The 16710-nt window shown below is 70.5% G+C and carries 16 protein-coding genes; 10 read left to right on the top strand and 6 right to left on the bottom strand.

Going from position 1 to position 16710, the window contains the following annotated elements:
- Window positions 1-22 precede the first annotated feature (22 nt).
- From NGJ44_RS07190 to NGJ44_RS07180, 3 genes are read left to right on the top strand one after another with little or no spacing between them, the layout of a single operon-like run.
- Window positions 23-628, top strand: a complete 606-nt coding sequence (locus NGJ44_RS07190) for a hypothetical protein (RefSeq protein WP_053246411.1) — start codon at window positions 23-25, stop codon at window positions 626-628.
- Window positions 625-1212, top strand: coding sequence for a hypothetical protein (locus tag NGJ44_RS07185; protein ID WP_251863536.1), 588 nt, complete (start codon window positions 625-627; stop codon window positions 1210-1212). Before NGJ44_RS07190 ends, NGJ44_RS07185 begins: the two co-directional genes overlap by 4 nt.
- The gene (locus NGJ44_RS07180; protein WP_251863535.1) at window positions 1209-1919 is read left to right on the top strand and encodes a hypothetical protein; all 711 of its coding nucleotides are present in this window, start codon (window positions 1209-1211) and stop codon (window positions 1917-1919) included. The genes NGJ44_RS07185 and NGJ44_RS07180 overlap by 4 nt, the downstream gene beginning before the upstream one ends.
- A 19-nt stretch (window positions 1920-1938) precedes the next feature.
- Here the strand turns inward: NGJ44_RS07180 and NGJ44_RS07175 are convergent, their stop codons facing one another.
- Window positions 1939-3231: a hypothetical protein gene (locus NGJ44_RS07175; protein ID WP_251863534.1), complete on the bottom strand. Its 1293-nt coding sequence runs from the start codon at window positions 3229-3231 to the stop codon at window positions 1939-1941.
- A gap of 248 nt (window positions 3232-3479) precedes the next feature.
- On the opposite strand from NGJ44_RS07175, the gene ykgO reads away from it, so the two are divergent.
- From ykgO to NGJ44_RS07145, 6 genes are all read left to right on the top strand, one after another.
- A complete protein-coding gene (gene ykgO, locus NGJ44_RS07170; RefSeq protein ID WP_251863533.1) occupies window positions 3480-3626 on the top strand; it encodes a type B 50S ribosomal protein L36 in 147 nt (48 codons plus the stop codon).
- Window positions 3623-4810, top strand: coding sequence for an NAD(P)/FAD-dependent oxidoreductase (locus tag NGJ44_RS07165; RefSeq protein WP_251863532.1), 1188 nt, complete (start codon window positions 3623-3625; stop codon window positions 4808-4810). Before ykgO ends, NGJ44_RS07165 begins: the two co-directional genes overlap by 4 nt.
- Complete coding sequence (locus NGJ44_RS07160) at window positions 4786-5823, top strand: arsenic resistance protein (protein ID WP_251863531.1); 1038 nt, start codon at window positions 4786-4788, stop codon at window positions 5821-5823. The genes NGJ44_RS07165 and NGJ44_RS07160 overlap by 25 nt, the downstream gene beginning before the upstream one ends.
- Window positions 5824-5851: 28 nt before the next feature.
- The gene (locus NGJ44_RS07155; protein ID WP_251863530.1) at window positions 5852-6715 is read left to right on the top strand and encodes a class I SAM-dependent methyltransferase; all 864 of its coding nucleotides are present in this window, start codon (window positions 5852-5854) and stop codon (window positions 6713-6715) included.
- Window positions 6716-6725: 10 nt separating this feature from the next.
- Window positions 6726-7745 (top strand): pyridoxamine 5'-phosphate oxidase family protein, encoded by a 1020-nt coding sequence (locus NGJ44_RS07150; RefSeq protein ID WP_251863529.1) that lies wholly within the window; start codon window positions 6726-6728, stop codon window positions 7743-7745.
- A 161-nt stretch (window positions 7746-7906) separates the two neighbouring features.
- The gene (locus NGJ44_RS07145) at window positions 7907-8794 is read left to right on the top strand and encodes an EamA family transporter (RefSeq protein WP_251863528.1); all 888 of its coding nucleotides are present in this window, start codon (window positions 7907-7909) and stop codon (window positions 8792-8794) included.
- Window positions 8795-8819: 25 nt separating this feature from the next.
- Here the strand turns inward: NGJ44_RS07145 and otnI are convergent, their stop codons facing one another.
- The gene (gene otnI, locus NGJ44_RS07140) at window positions 8820-9605 is read right to left on the bottom strand and encodes a 2-oxo-tetronate isomerase (RefSeq protein WP_251863527.1); all 786 of its coding nucleotides are present in this window, start codon (window positions 9603-9605) and stop codon (window positions 8820-8822) included.
- A gap of 67 nt (window positions 9606-9672) precedes the next feature.
- Window positions 9673-11697 carry a TonB-dependent receptor domain-containing protein gene (locus NGJ44_RS07135; protein WP_082308499.1) on the bottom strand — a complete coding sequence of 675 codons (2025 nt, stop codon included), beginning with the start codon at window positions 11695-11697 and terminating at the stop codon, window positions 9673-9675.
- 260 nt (window positions 11698-11957) lie between these two features.
- Between NGJ44_RS07135 and NGJ44_RS07130 the strand changes: the two genes are divergently transcribed.
- On the top strand, window positions 11958-12695 hold the full coding sequence (locus NGJ44_RS07130) for a FadR/GntR family transcriptional regulator (RefSeq protein ID WP_251863526.1): 738 nt from the start codon (window positions 11958-11960) through the stop codon (window positions 12693-12695).
- A 9-nt stretch (window positions 12696-12704) separates the two neighbouring features.
- Here NGJ44_RS07130 and NGJ44_RS07125 read toward each other — a convergent pair whose 3' ends face one another.
- The 3 genes from NGJ44_RS07125 to NGJ44_RS07115 all read right to left on the bottom strand — a co-directional run bounded on the left by NGJ44_RS07125 (window position 12705) and on the right by NGJ44_RS07115 (window position 16645).
- The gene (locus NGJ44_RS07125; protein ID WP_251863525.1) at window positions 12705-13241 is read right to left on the bottom strand and encodes a hypothetical protein; all 537 of its coding nucleotides are present in this window, start codon (window positions 13239-13241) and stop codon (window positions 12705-12707) included.
- 137 nt (window positions 13242-13378) lie between these two features.
- Complete coding sequence (locus NGJ44_RS07120; RefSeq protein ID WP_251863524.1) at window positions 13379-15637, bottom strand: TonB-dependent siderophore receptor; 2259 nt, start codon at window positions 15635-15637, stop codon at window positions 13379-13381.
- A gap of 132 nt (window positions 15638-15769) precedes the next feature.
- Window positions 15770-16645, bottom strand: coding sequence for a helix-turn-helix transcriptional regulator (locus NGJ44_RS07115; protein ID WP_251863523.1), 876 nt, complete (start codon window positions 16643-16645; stop codon window positions 15770-15772).
- Window positions 16646-16710 lie beyond the last annotated feature (65 nt).

Here is a 16710-nt window from a genome sequence, read left to right as displayed (position 1 = left end):
CATGCACCGACAGGGAGTGGAGATGCGCCCAGCATTCGGCAAGGTCAAGACCCGGCTGCTTGCCGGGATCGGTTCGATACTCGCGGCCTGCAGCGCTGCGGTCTATGGTCTATACGTCAAGGTGTCGCCGCCGCCTCCGCTGGCGCGCTATGAGGCGGGCAGCCCGATCGAGGCGGGCCAGTGGCAGGTGGTGCCGCGGCGCGCCTGGGTGAGCCGCGACAAGGTCTATGGCGTGTCGCCCGGGCCGGGCCAGCAGATGCTGGTGGTGGAGGTGGATCTCGGCAACCGCACGCGGGCGTCGAGCAGCGACTATGCGGACGTGCTGCGCCCGCATGCCGTGCCGGGCCTGGCGCCCGGCGCTCCCACGGTGGCGCAGACGCGCGACCCGCGGCTTTCGCCGCTGTTGCATCCGGGGCTGGCCGAGCGCGTGGCGTACATCTGGGTGATGGCCGATTCGGCCGCGCCGCCGGCGACGCTGACGGCGGACGTGGTGGCCAAGACGTATAAGCCCCGGGACAACTTGTACGGCGTACCCGGCTGGTACAACCCGGCCGTGGTCGGCCGCCTGGCGCTGCCGCTGGGCGCTTCCTTCGCGCCAGGCGGCGCGGACGCGGCGCGCGCCCCATGAAACGCCGTCTTGCCACGCTGGTGCTGCTGGCTGCGGCGGCCGCGGTGCTGCTTGCCATGCAACGCCATTCGCCGCGCTATGACGAGCTGACCGGCCCGATTCCCGTTTCGGGGCGCATGGGAGAGCCAGTGCGCACGCGGCTGTTCGACGCCAGGGTCGAGCGCGTGGCGTTCGCGCGGCAGGTGGTGTACCGGCGCTTCGGCAGTCCGGTCATGCGCAGTACCTCGGGGCTATGGGCCATTGTGACCGTGGAACTCGCTGCGCGCGCGAAGTCGGTGGCGGTCGGCCAGGCGGCCTGGGAAGGGCCGACGGGTCTGCTCTATCAGCAGACGGACCGGCTGGATTTCTCGCCCGGCCAGCCGCCGCACGCGCTGGACCCCGGCCTGCCCAGGCAGGGGCGCTTCGTATTCGAGATACGGCCAGACCAGGCGGGCGGCGCCACGCTGCGGCTGTCGGAACGCTTCTCGCCGCGTCTGGATTCCGAAGCCCGCATCGCATTGGACACCCTGCCACGAAACCCCGACGGCTCCCTCGCCATCGCCGACACCCTGGACTTGAGCGCCGCTTCCGGAGGCCGGCCATGAGCATCGCCCGGCCGCCCGAAGATGCTCATGCCGAAGCCCGCCAGGGCGCAGGCCGCTCACCGGACGTCGCCCGGCCGCCCGAAGATGCCCATGCCGAAGCCCGCCAGGGCGCAAGCCCGCCGGAACGTGCGCTGCGCGATGATCCGCCCTCCGCCGGGGAGCGGCTGTGGCGGCGGCGCAGCCTGGCGTTGCTGGCGGTGCTGCTGCCGCTGACGATTGCCGTCACCGCGTACGACAGCGTGCGGCAATGGTGGACGGGCCGCGACCTGTTCGCCCGCGAAGCCGCAGGCGACGCGCCGGCCGGGTTCGGCGGCCTGCGCTGGCAGTTGACGGGGTTGCGCATGGCGCCGGCCCCGGCCGGCGGGCGCATTCCGGCCGATGCCATGGCCGTGGTGGCGCAGTTCAGCGTGCAGGCGACGGGCGCGCAGCCGGCCCGCGCGCCGCTGGAATGCGTGGTTTCGCTGGAAGACGGGGAGGGCCGCCGCTGGACGCCCACGCTGGCGCTGCCGTTGCCGCGCGCGAGCGAACGGGAGTGCAACGCGGCGATCCGCGCGGCGGCAAAGGAAGGCGGCACACAGCGCGTCCAGCATGCCTTTCTGGTGCCGCGTGAAGTGGCCGCCACGCTGCGGCCCGCGATAAGCCTCGCGTCGCAGCGGCCGTACTATCTGCGCTTCGCGCGGCGCCCGGAGCTGGTGCAGGCGCAATAAAAACAAAGGCGTCTGCGCGTCAGGCGGGCTCGCTGCGGGGCGCGTCGGGCGCAACAGCCGCAGAAGCCGCTGCCGGCCGCGCGAATGCGGTTTCCAGGATGGCCGCCAGGAAGCAGATGCGCAGCGGCTCGATCAGAATGCCGGTGGAGGAATCGCGGAACGGACTGCCGAACAGCAGGCTCAGGCCATGGGCCAGCACCTGCCAGGTATCGAGATCATGCGGTCCGATGAGGCGGCTGGCGGCCAGCCACAGCCAGGCGCTGCCCCATTCGATCAGACGGTATCCCAGGATCAGCGTCACCAGTAGCACCACCCCGGCGTTCAGCGTGAGCCGCACGCCGTTGGCGATCGGCAGGTAGCGCGAGCGGTAGCCGCCGATGAAGTGGGCGACGAAGTCGCGCAGGAATTTCGGGATGGCGCGGTAGCGCTCGCCGAAGCGCTCGACGCGGCGGTGGATGCGCAGCAGCTGCTGTTCGTCCCGCACATCGTAGCCGTAGACGAGCGCGGCCATCGCCAGCCAGACCACGGGCAGCAGCGCGTAGAAAAACAGATTCGCCAGCAGGACGCCCGGCGTGTCCGCCGCCGCCTCGGCCGGCGCCATGCCGGCCGCCCACGCGGACGAAACCGGCTCGGCCAGCGCTTCCAGCAAGCCGCGCAGGCTCTGCCAGATGCCGAGCTGGGCGATCCATTGCCAGGCCTGGTCTTTCCAGCGGCTGATGACATACAGGCCGACCAGGATCCAGTTGGTTTCGCACACCACGACCACGATCTGCCACACCGGGCGGCCGGTGGCCTGGCGCAGCCGCGTGGCCGCCTTGCGCACCAGCCACGACACCGCCACCGACACCAGCAGCCAGCGCGAATCCAGCGCATCCAGGATGAGGCCGTGCGTGCCGAAGGGATCGAGGTCCAGCGCCAGGCGCGAATACTGGCGCACGGTGTCGCCCAGGAATCCCCAGGCGGCGTAATAGGCGAAGAAAGGCAGCAGCGCGATCGTGACGGCGGACATCAGCCCCCGGAATCCCGGCTTTTCGGCACCGCTTCCGCCTCGCGCCGCCGCCTGCGCCGCCCGCAGGGCCGGCAAGCCGGGCAGCAGCACCTGGAACAGGGTCACGGTAATCACGAGCTGGGCCAGCGCGACCAGCGTGAGCACGGCAAGCCCGGCCAGGTGGTTGAGAAAGCCGACGCGCACCGCCGCCTGCAGCAGCAGGCCGTGGACGAGCACGCCGGCCAGCACCAGGGCCGCGAGTTGCGGCCAGAAGCGTCGCCACAGGCGAAACGTCAGAACGAACGGCGCAGCGATTCCCGGCATCCCGGCCTCCCGTCGCAGGAAGGGTCATGCTAGCAAGCCGGGCGGCACGGCTTTGTATCGTTTTCCTTCGGGATGTCAGGCCGGACCGCCACGGCGCGCGTGACGGGCGGCCGCGGGCTGACGTATTATTGTTATGTTATAACGTATTGAAATTGCCAAGCCATTTGCGGCTTAGGCCCAACCTCCCGCCTCCCGTTCTCCATGCCCGCCGCCTCCTGTTGATTCTCTCTTCTTCGCAAGGAACCCCCATGAAAGTGCTTGCCTCGCTGAAGGACGCGAAGACGCGCCATCGCGATTGCCAGGTCGTGCGCCGCCGCGGCCGGATCTACGTCATCTGCAAATCCAACCCGCGCTTCAAGGCGCGCCAGGGCGGCATCAAGCGCGGCAAGGCATGAGCGCTGCCCGGCCATTCCACGACGCGGACCGCGCGGGCCGCCACGGCCCGCGCGGTCCGGTGACGCGCCGCCTCGATGTGGCGGTCGTGGGCGCGGGCGCGGCCGGCATCGGCATGGCGCTGGCCTTGCGGAAGGTGCCGGGGCTGCGCTTCGGCGTGCTGGAAGCCGGCCGCGTGGGCGAGTCGTTCCGGCGCTGGCCGGCGCAGACGCGCTTCATCACGCCTTCTTTCCACAGCAATCCCTTCGGCCTGGCCGATCTCAACGCGGTCAACGAGCCCAGCTCGCCGGCGATCTACACCGGCGCCGAGCATCCCAGCGGCGCGCAATATGCCGATTACCTGGCTTTTCTGGCGCAGGAACACGATCTGCCGGTGGTCTGCGACTGCAAAGTCGAGTCCGTGGCCGCGCTGCCGGGCGGCGGCTTCATCCTGTCCACAGCGCAGGGCCGCCTGGAAGCCGGGTTCCTGATCTGGGCCACGGGCGAATACCAGTTTCCCGACCTGTCGCCCTTTCCCGGCGCGCGCGATTGCCTGCACTATGCCCAGGTCGCCGACTGGCAGGCGGTTCCGGGTCGCGGCCATGTCGTCATCGGCGGCTACGAAAGCGGAGTGGACGCCGCGGTGAACCTGGCGCGGCTGGGCCGCGCGGTGCGCCTGCTGGCGCGCAAGTCCACCTGGGATCCGCGGGGCCCCTACGACCCCAGCCTGTCGCTCTCGCCCTATAGCCGGCAGCGCCTTTACGAAGCGGTGGATTCCAGGCGCCTGGAAATCGTTTTCGGCGTGGACGTCATGGCCGTCACGCGCGCAAGCGCCGGGGGTTATCGCGTCCACGCAGGCGACGGACGCTTTTGGGACACGGCGCAGCCTCCCGTGCTGGGCACCGGCTTTATCGGCGGAGGCGGCGCGCGGCAGATCGCCGATCTCTGGGAATGGGACGACGCCGGCCGCGTCGTGCTGACCGAGGCCGACGAATCCACCCGCACCCCCGGCCTGTTCCTGGCCGGGCCGCAGGTGCGCCACGACCAGCGCATCTACTGCTTCATCTACAAGTTCCGCCAGCGCTTCGGCCTGATTGCCCAGGGCATCGCGCAATGCCTGGGACGCGACGCCAGCGCGCTGGCCGCCGGCGCGGGCGCGTGGGGCCCGTTCGGCAACAGCGAATGCTGCGAGGGCTGCGCATGCTGACCCCGGCCGCCGCCCCCGCGCCCTCGGCCCGCGTCTCGCTGCTGCTGGCCGGCGGCATGCTCGCGGGCGCGGCGCTGGGCCACGCCTCTCCCGCGGCCGGCGCCGCCCTGGGCGCGCGGGTCGACGCCACGCTGCTGGCGCTGGTGGGGCTGCTGTGCTTCGGCGTGCGTTTCGGCGCCATCGTGCGCGCCTGGGGCAGCCTGCGCGTCATCGGCCTGATCCTGGCCGCGAATTTCGTGCTCGTTCCGTTCATCGGCTACGCCGTCGCGTCCCTGCTGCTGCCGGCGCATCCGTGGCTCATGATCGGCCTCGCGATTTACTTCATGGCGCCCTGCACCGACTGGTTCCTGGGTTTCACCCGCCTGGCGGGCGGCAACGTCGCCCTGGGCGCAGCGCTCATTCCCATCAACATGGCGGCGCAGATCGCCCTGTATCCGGCCTACCTGCACCTGTTCGCCGGCCATGCGGCGCAAGTGGAGCCAGGCACGCTGGGCGATGCGCTCGCGCAGGGGTTCCTCGCGCCGCTCGCCGCCGCCGTGGCCGCGCATGGCGTGCTGCGGCAATGGCTGGGCGCCCCGCGGTTCGACAAGCTGCTGCATGCGCTGGACCGGGCCACGCCCTGGGTGATCGCGCTGCTGGTCATGGAAATTTTCGCGGCCCACGTCGCGGTCATGCTGGAGCACCGCGCCGTCTTCGCCTGGCTGCTGCTGGCGGTTTTCGTGTTTTTCGCGTGCACCTTCCTGCTGGGCGAGGGCCTGAGCCGCCTGGCCGGCCTGGCCTACCCGGACCACGCCCTGCTGACCATGAGCCTGGCGGCGCGCAACGCGCCGCTGATGCTGGCCGTGACCATGGCGGCGCTGCCGGGCCGGCCGCTGGTCTACGCGGCGCTGGTCATCGGCATGCTGGTGGAGTTTCCGCACCTGGTGGCGCTGCGCCGCCTGCTGCTGCGCCGCCTCGGGCGGGAAAGCACAGCGGCCGGACTGCTCTTTATTAAAAATAAGTCTCATTTATAATCAGGACTTCCCCTTTCGGGAGTCGTCCATGCAGCACGCTTCCCCGGCCGGCGCGCCCGCGGCCCCGCCATCGGTGCTTTCCAACCCGGTCAGCGACACCCTGCGCATTCCGCTGGCCGCCCGCGCCTTCGGCGACGCCATGTTTCCCGCCCTCGCCGTCAACGACGCCGCCGCCCGGCAGGCATTGCGGCGCCTGGGCGACGACGGCCAGCGCTGGCTGCGCGACCGCCAGAGCGTCTACGGCGTGCTGGCGCGCACCCGTGCCTTCCAGGACCTGGCGCAGGCCTATCTGGCGCGCGAACCCGCGGGCTGCCTCGTCAACCTGGGCTGCGGGCTCAGCGATTACTTCCAATGGCTCGACAACGGCCAGGCGCGCATGGTCGACGCCGATCTGCCGGAAGTGATCGCGCTGCGCCGCGAATGGCTCGGCCAGCCCGGACCGCGCCGCACGCTGGCGGAATTGGATCTCTGCCAGCCCGGCTGGTGGGACCGCCTCGGCCTGCCATCCGGGCCGGGCCAGGCGCCGGTGTTCCTGATGAGCGAGGGCGTGCTGATGTACCTCCAGCCGCAAGCGGTGTCCGCCATTCTCGCCGAGGTCGGCGAGCGCGCGCCGGCCGGCTCGGTATTCGCCTTCGACGCCATGTGCTGGCTGGCCGCCGGACGGGCGCGCCGCCATCCTTCCGTGCGGCACACGCGGGCGGAGTTCGGCTGGGGCCCGCGCCGCCTGGCCGACCTGACACGCCCGCATCCGCGCCTGCGCATGGCCGCGGCCCGCAAGGTCATGGAAGGCTATGGGTTTCCCTATTCCGCCTTCGGGCCGCTGTTCCGCCTGGTCTGCGGCGTGCCTTTCTATGCCGTGTATGAACTGCATGCGCGCGACGGCGCATCGTGAGGATTCCGCCATGAACCACATCATCCGCACCGAACAGGGCCTGCAGGCGCAGGTCGGCGCGCGGCCGGCCGTGGCCGACCTGAAAGTCATCGACCACCTTGATGCCTGGGCGCGGCGCTGGCTGGCCGCATCGCCGCTGGCCTTCGCCGCGTTCTGCGACGAGCGGGGCGTGGACGCGACCCTCGCGGGCGGCGCGGCCGGTTTCGCGCGCGCGGACACGCCGGGCCGGCTCAGCCTGCCCTGGCGTCTGGTCGACGACCCGGACCTTGCCGCGCCGGGCCGCGGCGCGGGCCTGCTGTTCCTGATTCCCGGCCTGGGCGAAACCTTGCGCATCAACGGCGTGGTGGCCCATGCGACGGGAGACGAGATCTTGGTCGATGTCCACGAGTGCTATGCGCATTGCGCCAAGGCGCTCCTGCGCTCGGATTTCTGGCGCACGGAAACCGCGCAGGCGCCGCAAGAAGGTGCGGGGTTGGACAGCCATGATTTCATCTCCGCCGCCCGCTTCCTGGGGCTGGCAACGGCGGATGCCCGCAACCGCGCCGACCTCAGCCCGAAGGGCGATCCGGCGGGAATGCTGGCGCGTCCCTTCGACGGCGGCATACGCTACGCGGACCGCCCCGGCAACCGGCGCATGGACAGCCTGTACAACCTGCTCGCCCGCCCCCGGGCGGCGGCGCTGCTGCTGGCGCCCGGCAGCACGCTGGTGGCCCGCGCACAGGGACGGACGGAGATCACGGCCGATCCCGCCGTGCTGGCGGAGTTCGCCGTGCAGGGCAAGACGCCGCGGCTGGCCGTGAGCCTGTATGCGCCTCGCATCGCGCTGCGCGAAAGCGCGGCGCTGGCGCGGGCGCGGCTGTGGGATGCGCCCGCGCCAGCGCCGGACATCGACCCGGCCGCCGTTTTCGCGGCCCACGTGAAGCTCAATCGCGGCGGGGGATGGCGGGCGGCGCTGGCGCGCGGAATGGTTTCCGTGCCCGGACTGATGCGCAAAGGGCTGGAGGAAGACTACAAGCGCAATCTCTATTGAGCCGGAATGCGGCGGGCGGGATGCCGCCAGGAGCCGGTCCCGGGTTTTCCCGCATCTCCGCGGCCGGTTTGCGTACACTGGGGGCCTTCGGGCGCGACGGGGCGGAAACACGCTCTCGCTTCGCCTCCCGGCATCCCGTCCGCATACGCTGAACCGCCGCAATGATCACCGCCACCCTCAAGCCAGGAAATCCCGCCGATTCCTCCGTCCTGCTGCCCGTCCTGTCGCTGATCGGCGCCATGGCTTCGCTGTGCGTGGGCACCTCGTTCGCCAAGTCGCTGTTTCCGCAGGTGGGCGCGCAAGGCACCACGGCCTATCGCATCCTGGTGGGCGCAGTCATCTTGCTGGCGTTCTGGCGGCCGTGGCGCTTTCCACTGAAGCGCCGCGACGCCGCCAAGATCGCGGTGTACGGCGTGACCCTGGCCTGTATGAACCTGAGCTTCTACATGGCCCTGCGCACGCTGCCGCTGGGCGTGGCGATCGCCATCGAGTTCACCGGGCCGCTGACGCTGGCCGTCGCCATGTCGCGGCGCGCCATCGACTTCGTGTGGATCGCCTGCGCGGCGGCGGGGCTGGTGCTGCTCGTGCCCACCGGGCAATCCGCCCATGGCCTGGACCCGGTGGGCATTGCCTATGCCCTGGGCGCGGCGGTGTGCTGGGCGCTGTATATCGTCTTCGGCAAGATCGCGGGCAATGTGCATGGCGGCCAGGCAACCTCGCTGGGCCTGACGGCCGCGGCGCTGGTGGCCGTGCCGGTGGGCGCGGCGCACGCGGGCGCGGCGCTGCTCGACCCCGGCCTGCTGCTGGCCGGCATCGGCGTGGGCGTGCTTTCCAGCGCCTTGCCCTATTCGCTGGAAATGATCGCGCTGAAGCGGCTGCCCAAGAAGACCTTCGGCGTGCTGTTGAGCATGGAGCCCGCGATGGGCGCGCTGGCTGGCGTGGTCGTGCTGCACGAGCACCTGTCGTCCACGCAGTGGCTGGCCATCGGCGGCATCATCGCGGCCTCGGCCGGCTGCGCGGCCACGGCGCGGCGCCAGGCCCGAAAATAACAGGGCGGCCGGGCCTGCGCGGGGTTCAGCCGCGCGCGGCCCGCAGCCAGCGCAGGCCCGCCGTGGTGCTGTCCGCGGGTCGGTATTCGCAGCCTATCCAGCCGCTGTATTCGAGTTCGCGCAGCACGCCGAAAATCCAGCCGTAGTCGAGTTCGCCTCGGTCGGGCTCCTGGCGCAGCGGCACGCCGGCGATCTGCAGGTGGCCCACCCGGCCCGTGGGCAGGTATTCGCGCAGCCGCGTCGTGACATCGCCTTCGACGATCTGGCAGTGGTACAGGTCCATCTGCACCTTGAGGTTCGGCGCGCCGACTTCCTGCACGATGGCGTGCGCGTCCTGCTGGCGGTTCAGGAAATAGCCCGGGATGTCGCGCGTATTGATGGGCTCGATCAGCACCGTGACGCAGGCCGAGGCCGCCTGGGCGGCGGCCCAGGCCAGGTTTTCGAGATAGCAGTCGCGCATGGCGGCGCGCGAGTCGTCGGGGCCCGCCAGCCCCGCCATGACGTGCACGCGGGGGCACGACAGGGCGGTGGCGTAGGCCAGGGCCTGGTCGATGCCGGCCCGGAACTCCGATTGCCGGCCGGGCAGGGCCGCCAGCCCCCGCTCGCCGCGCGCGGCCACCCCGGCCGGCGCATTGAAGAGCACCTGTTTCAGGCCGTTGGCCTCCAGGCGCTCCCGCACGAAAGCCGCGGGCGCCTCGTAGGGAAACATGCATTCCACGCCCTCGAAACCGTCGGCGGCGGCGGCCGCGTACCGGTCCAGGAACGCGTGCTCCGGGTACAGCATGGACAGGTTGGCGGCGAACTTCAGCATGGCGGACTCCGGCGAGGGTGTGTGACGCCATCAAGCATAGCGGCAAACACCGGCTTCGCGCTCGGGCTCAGTATGTGAGACGCATGCCCAGCAGCACGCTGCGGCCCGGCAGCGGCGCCACCGACGAAATGAACGACGCATGGTTGTACGCCAGCCGGTTCAGCAGGTTGGTGCCGCGCAGATAGACCTCATATCCCGTTGCGCCCGCCTTGCCGCGATAGGCCACCACGGCGTTCACCATGTTGTAGCCGGGCGTGCGGTCTTCGTAGGCGGCGATGTCTTTCTGCGAGAACACGCGGGCGTATTCGATGCTGCCGGACCAGGCGTCCCACTTCACGTTGCCGCGCAGGCCGGCGCGGGCGGCCGGAATGCGCGGCAGGTCGCCCTCCCCGCCCGTCAGGCGGCCGCGCACGTAGTCGCCGAACAGCGCGGCCGAGAACACGGGGGTGAACTGGTGGCGCAGCTCGCCTTCGACCCCGGTGAACTCGGCATCGCGCTGGGCGTACTGGATGAGGCGGAAGTCTTCGTAGCGGTCCAGCGTGTCGGCGTAGATGTAGTTCTTCACGCGGTTGTGGAACACGCTGGCGCTGAAGGTGGTGTCGCCCGCATGCTTGCGCAGCGTCAGGTCGATGTTGCGGGAGGTTTCGCGGCCCAGGCCGGGATCGCCGATCTCGTAGGTGTTGGTGGCCAGGTGCACGCCGCGCGCGTAGAGCTCCTGCGCCGTGGGCAGGCGCTGCGAGCGCGACAGCGACAGCGCCACCGAGTACTGGGGCGCGAAGTTCCAGATGGCCGCCGCCGACAGCGAAGCGCCCGACAGGCTGCTGCGCCGCTGGCCGCCTTCGGGAGACACGCGCTGCCAGTCCTGTCGGGCGCCGAGCTCGAAACGCCAGTCGTCGAGCTTGTACTCTTCGAGCAGGAAAACGCCGTGCGCGCGCGTCTTGCTGCGCGGCAGGAAAGCCTCCTCGCCGTCGGCGCGGAAGTCGCTGTACGAAGTCTGCATGCCGACAACGCCGCGCCAGCCCGCCACGGACTTGTGCTGCAGCTCCAGGCGCAGATCGTAGCCGCGGTTCTTGAAGCGCGTGCCGACCTCGCCGCCTTCGATCTCCTTGTGCTGGTAGTCGGTGTAGCCGCCGCGCAGGCGGATCTTCTCGAAACCGGCGAACGGGTCGGCGTATTCGGCGCGCAGGTCGGTGCGGTTGCTGCGCAGCTTCACGTAGGGCACGCCATGGCCTTCCTCGTGGCCGTGGTGATCGTGGTGCTCGTGCTCGTCGTGGCCGTGGCCGCCGCAATGCAGGTGCGTGCCGTGCGGATGGCAGCTTTCGTACTCGTGGTTGTGGCCCGGCAGGCCGTATTCGCTTTCGAGATGGGTGAAGGCCACGCCCACGTAGCCGCGCGGCGCCACCCAGGACATGCCCACCGACCCCTGGGTGGATTCGCTGTAGGAGCCTTCCAGCTTGCCGCCCGGCCAATGGGGCACGTCGTAGTCGCTGGTGCGGCGCTTCATGCCCTCCACGCGCACCGCGAAAGCGTCCTGCCCCGCCGTGACGCCAACCGCCCCGGCGCGCTCGCGGGTGCCGGTGGCGCCGCGGATCTCCGCTTCGGCCTCGATGCCTTTTTCGGGCACATAGGTGGGAATCTTGCGGTCGACCACGTTGACCACGCCGCCGATGGCCCCGCCGCCGTAGAGCAGCGCGGCCGGCCCGCGCAGCACCTCGATGCGTTCGGCCAGCAGCGGTTCGGTGGTGACGGCATGGTCGGGCGAAATGGCCGAGGCGTCCATGAGCTCGGAGCCGTCGGACAGCACCTTGACACGCGGCGCGGTCTGGCCCCGGATGACCGGGCGGCTGGCGCCCGCGCCGAAGGTGTCGCTGTGCACGCCGGGCAGCCCGTCCAGCGTGTCGCCGAGGGTGCCGGCGCGCTTTTCGACCAGTTCGCTGCCTTCGAGTACGGAAGCGGGCTGTGCGGTGCTGTTCAGGTCCAGCCCCAGGGGGTTGGCCGAGACAGTGATGGGCGCAAGCGCGGCGGGTGCGCCGGCGCGGCGGGTGTCGGCGTCTTCGGCCTGCGCGGCCGACCCGAGCAGCAGCACCGCCATGGCGGCCGGCCGGAGTCGCGCTGCGCGGGACCGCGCGCGGCGGTCGTGCATGACGTGGGGGCGGCGGTGGGAAGCGATCCCGGACATACGGTTTCCTTGAAAACGTTATATCATTACAAAATTGGATATGGATGATATAACGTTTCAATATCGGCCGGCAATGCCGTAATTGCCGCAATCCGCGACCGGACCCCGCGACCGGACCCCGCGTATCATAGGCACGCCGCCGCCATCCGCCGCCGCGGCAGGATCCCGCCGCCATGAGCTTCGCCCGCCTGCCTCCGCCCCCCACGCTTACCGATACCGTCGCCAAGCGCCTGCTGGCGGAGATCGACGCCGGCCGCGTGCGGCCCGGCGAGAAGCTTCCGACCGAGCTGCGGCTGGCCGAACAGTTCGGCGTGAGCCGCACGGTGATCCGCGAGGCCGTGTCCCGCCTGCGCCAGGACGGCGTGGTGGAGGCGCGCCAAGGCAGCGGCGTGTACGTGGCCGCCGGAGGCGGCAAGCGGCCGCTGCGCATCGACGCGGCCGAGCTCGGCTCGCTGCGGGCGGTGCTGCACATCGTGGACCTGCGCCGCGCGCTGGAGACCGAGGCCGCCGGCCAGGCCGCCCTGCACCGCAGCGAAGCGGACATGTCCGACATCGACGCCGCCCTGGCGGAACTGGACCGCGCCGTGCAGGACGGCGGAGACGGCGTGCGCGAAGACGTGGCGTTCCACCGCCGCATCGCGCACGCCTCGGGCAACCCGTATTTCCTGGCCACGCTGAATTTCGTGAGCCAGTACCTCGAAGCCGCCACCCGCGTCACGCGCGGCAACGAAGCGCGGCGTCCCGACCTGATGCGCGCGGTGCAGGACGAACACCGCGCCATCGTGGAAGCGATACGCGCCGGGAACGCCGAGGGCGCACGCGCGGCGGCACGCCGCCATATGGAAAACGCCGCCGGCCGGCTGCGCCAGGCGCACGAGGCCGCGCCCGGCAGGCCGCGCGCGGCAGGCTGAGGCCGGCGCTCAGCGCAGGCGCCGCACCGTGCTGTTGACGTAGACCGGGCCCTGGACGTGATGGCCCGTCATGACGTTGGTCTGGTAGCGCTGCATCGTCCCGTCCAGCGAGCCCGGGTCCAGCACCGCCCGCATGGTGGCGAAACCCGCCGAATCGACGCGGCCGGGCGCCTTGCCTGTGGCGTAGAAACGGCGCTTGCCCGCATCGAGCGGCGCCTGCAGCACGCCTCCGCTGGCGGTGACGTCCAGCACCAGCTTGCCGTCGCGCAAACGCGCCGAGCCATACGCGCCCAGCTCGGCGTCGTCGAGCAGCAGGCTGCCCGCAAGCGCGTAGTCGCCCGAGGGCAGCGGCTGTGCGTAAAGACGCAGCACGTATGATGGTTCGCCGTTGCCGTCATCCACCGTCCAGCGGTACTCGCCCGCAGGCCACGCCGCGGCCTGCACGCTCGCGGCGGACGCCGCCGCGGTTGCCGGCCCAGCCGGCGCGCCGGCCAGCAAGGCGCACCAGCATATGGCGAGGCAGGCCCGGATGATCGAGTTATTCATAATCGTCTCCTTGAATCAATCGATGGCTGTCAGCGCCCCGCACCGCCGCCCGCCCGCGCGGTCCTCCGGGAGCGGGGAAGCCGCTGACGGTTCCTTCCCGGAAGAAGCCCGCGCGGCGGACGGCCGGGCGCTCGGTTTCAGTACTTGACCCGCACATTCAGCATGACGCTGCGCGGCTCGCCGTAGGCGTTGCCCATGTCCGCGTTGCCCAGCCGCTGGTAATAGACCTTGTCGAACAGGTTGTTCACGTTCAGGCCCAGCGAAACGTGGTCGCTCATGCGGTAGCCAATGCGCGCATTCCAGATGGCGTATCCGCCCTGCGAAACGCGAACCGCGCTGCCGCTGACCGGCCCCTGCATCGCGCTTTCGGTGTAGATGCCGCTCTGCAGATTGACGCCGCCGCCCACCGACCAGCGGTTCCATTCGCCCGGTAGGCGGTAGGTCGTCCAAAGCCGGAACAGGTGCTTGGGCGTGAAGGTGCGGAACGAAGCGCCCTGGCTGCTGCTGTCGCGCAGATAGCGCGTGGTGTTGAAGGTGTAGCCGGCGGCAACTTCCCAGCCGGGCGCAAGCCGGCCCGAGACTTCAGCCTCCACGCCCTGGCTGCGCACCTTGCCGCTGGATTCGTAGCAGCAGTCGCCGGTTTCCGGGTAGTCGGGGTCGCGCTGCGCGCGGTTGCGCTCGATGATGCGAAAGACCGCCAGCGAGGTGTTGAGCCGGCCGTCCAGCCATTCGCTTTTCAGCCCTGCTTCGTAGTTGGCGCCCACCACGGGCGGCAGCGCGCGGTCGTCGGCGGTGCGCAGGTCGCTCTGCACGCGGAAGATGTCGGCGTAGCTGGCGTAGGCCGTCCAGTGCGGGTCGATGTCGTACACCAGGCCGGCGTAGGGCGTCATGCGCCCATGCTCGCTGACGGCGGGGCTGGCCGCGCCGGTGACGAGATTGTCGGTCTGCGTGCGCCACCAGCTCATGCGCGATCCCAGCACCAGCGTGAGCGGGTCCGCCACTTTCAGGCGCGCCATGGCGTAGATGCCGGACTGGCGCGTCTTCACTTCGCTCTTGCTGTCCCACTGCGGGTCGGCAGGCTCCGGATAATCGGCCGGGTCGAAGTCGAACACATCCACCGGCCGGGTCGCGAAACCGGGCAGCGCATAAGTGTTGTAGGCGCGGGCGCGACGGTCGTACCAGTTGCCGCCCAATACAAGTTCGTGGCGGCGGCCCAGCGCCTCGAACGCCCCCGACACCATCAGGTCGATGCCCAACTGCTGGTTGCGGTACTGGTTGCCGCCGCCGTAGAGACGCGGGCCGAGCCCGGTCTGGCGGTCCACCCCGCCGCGCACGTAGGCATATTTGAGCTTGCTGGTTTCTTCGGCGCGGTTCACGTTAAGCTGCACGGTCCAGTCCTGCGAGAGGCGATGGCGCAGCTCCGCGAACACCTGGGTGTTCTCGAAGTCCCACCGGTTCCAGTCGGCGCCCAGGTAGGTGCTGCGCTTGCGGTCCAGCGGGCCGCCGTCGGCGTAGCGCGGCTGGTGCATCATGTAGGGCAGCCAGTCGCGCTTCTGGTAGCTGCCGCCCAGGGTAAGCAGCGTGTCGGCGCCCAGGTCCGCTTCCACGATGCCGTAGTAGACCTGCTTCTGCGATTGGGCGACGTCGTAGAAATACTTGCGGTCCTCGTATGCCGTAGCCACGCGGCCGCGCACCGAACCCGAGTCATTGAGCGGCGCGGACAGGTCCAGCTCGCCGCGATAGTTGTCCCACGACCCCGCGCTGGCCGATCCGCTGAACTGCAGGTCGCGCGTGGGACGCTTGCGCACGAGGTTGATGACGCCGCCCGGCTGCCCCGCGCCGTTGAAGAGGCCCGCCGCGCCGCGCAGCAGCTCCACGTGGTCGAACATGAGCAGGTCGGGCTGAGCCCATGAAGCGCCGCCCGTCTGCATGGGCACGCCGTCGTACTGGAAATACTCGATCTGGAAGCCGCGCGAATAGAACTGCGGAATGGCCGCGGTGGCGGCCAGGTCGATGGTGATGCCCGGCATCTGCGCCATGGCGTCTTCCAGCGAAGCGAGGTTCTGGTCCTCCATGCGCTGGCGCGTGATGACGGACACCGATTGCGGGATCTCCCGCATCGGCAGCGGCAGCTTGCCGCCCACGGTGGCGCTGGGCGCGGTGTACGAGCCGCTGCCTTCGGTCACGCCCTCGGCCTGGCCCTGCACCAGCACGGGCGCGAGCACGGCCGCCAGGCCCTGGTCCGCGTCGTCCTGCGCCACGCGGGTTCCGGATTGCGACTGCGCGTGCGCGGCCGCGCACAGGGCAAGCAGCGCCGCGCCGCAGGCCCGGGCGCCGGACGCGGGCCCGCCGCGCCGCCGCCGGCGCGGGCGGGCGCTCCTCTTTTCGATACTCAAGATTTCCCTCCGGTCTACAACCGTTTAATAAGATTGATAATCATCTTCAACGGTCAGGAGCGGAGCAACCGGAAAGGCTTTCGATTTCGGAATTAAGGCTTTCGATTTCTGGCGCGGCGCTCGCGCGCGGCATCAGCAATAGGCACTGGGGCTGGCGCCGAACCGGCGCTTGAAGGCCACCGAGAAATGCGCGGGTCCGTACCCTACGTGCCAGGCGGCCTCGGATACGCTGAGGCCGCCATTGAGGATGAGCTCGCGCGCGCGCAGCAGGCGGGCCTCCTGCAGAGAACGCGCCATGCTGACGCCGAATTCGCGCCGGTAGGCCTCGTCGAGGCGGCGCGTGTGCAGCCCGAGCGAGCGCGCCAGCTCGGCGGCCGAGGGCGGCTGGCGCAGGTCGGAGAGCAGGCAACGGCGGGCCTCGTGGGCGGCGTCGCGCTCGCGGGCCGCCATGCCCGCGGGCGCCGGCGGCGCCTCGCGTCCGGCCTGGACCTGGGCCAGCGCCAGCGCCGCCAGCTCCAGCCCCTTGGCGGCCAGGTAGAGGCTGCGCGCCGCGCCCTGATAGGCGCAGACCCGTAGCTGGTCGGCAACGCGCCGCGCCTCGGGGCCAGCCGGGCCGTACCACAGCGCCGGACCTTCCGCCCCTGCCGGCCGGCCCAGGCGCGCCAGCATGCCCGGTTCCACGCCCAGCTCGGTCCACATTGAGGCCGCCGGCAGAGTCACCATCGCGTAGCGCTGGTCCACGCCCTCGGAAAAGGCATCCGCGCCCCACACCGGCCTCGCGCTCCAGACCAGGCACAGCGCGGGGCCGGACAGCCGCAGAAGCGGCGCGTCCTCGATGCGGCTGTCCACCCTGCCGTCGAGGAAGATCACTTTCAGTCCCTGGTAGAACGGCTCTTCGCGCCACTGCGTGGCCGCAGGGCGGAATACCCCGGCGCGCACGGCCAGGCCGCCAGGCACACTGAAGGCGGCGTCGACGCGGCTGTGCGCCGCCGGGCGTTGCGCAGGCATGGCAGGCTCCAATTTATTGAGAATAATTATTATTCAATAAAATGGCGCGCCGCTCAAACCGCGCG

Origin of the sequence: Achromobacter sp. Marseille-Q4962, assembly GCF_943737005.1 — a bacterium.
In the GTDB taxonomy this organism is placed as follows: Bacteria; Pseudomonadota; Gammaproteobacteria; order Burkholderiales; family Burkholderiaceae_B; genus Achromobacter.
The sequence above is the reverse complement of the archived record's forward strand: the minus strand, read 5'-3'. Positions and strand labels throughout refer to the sequence as shown.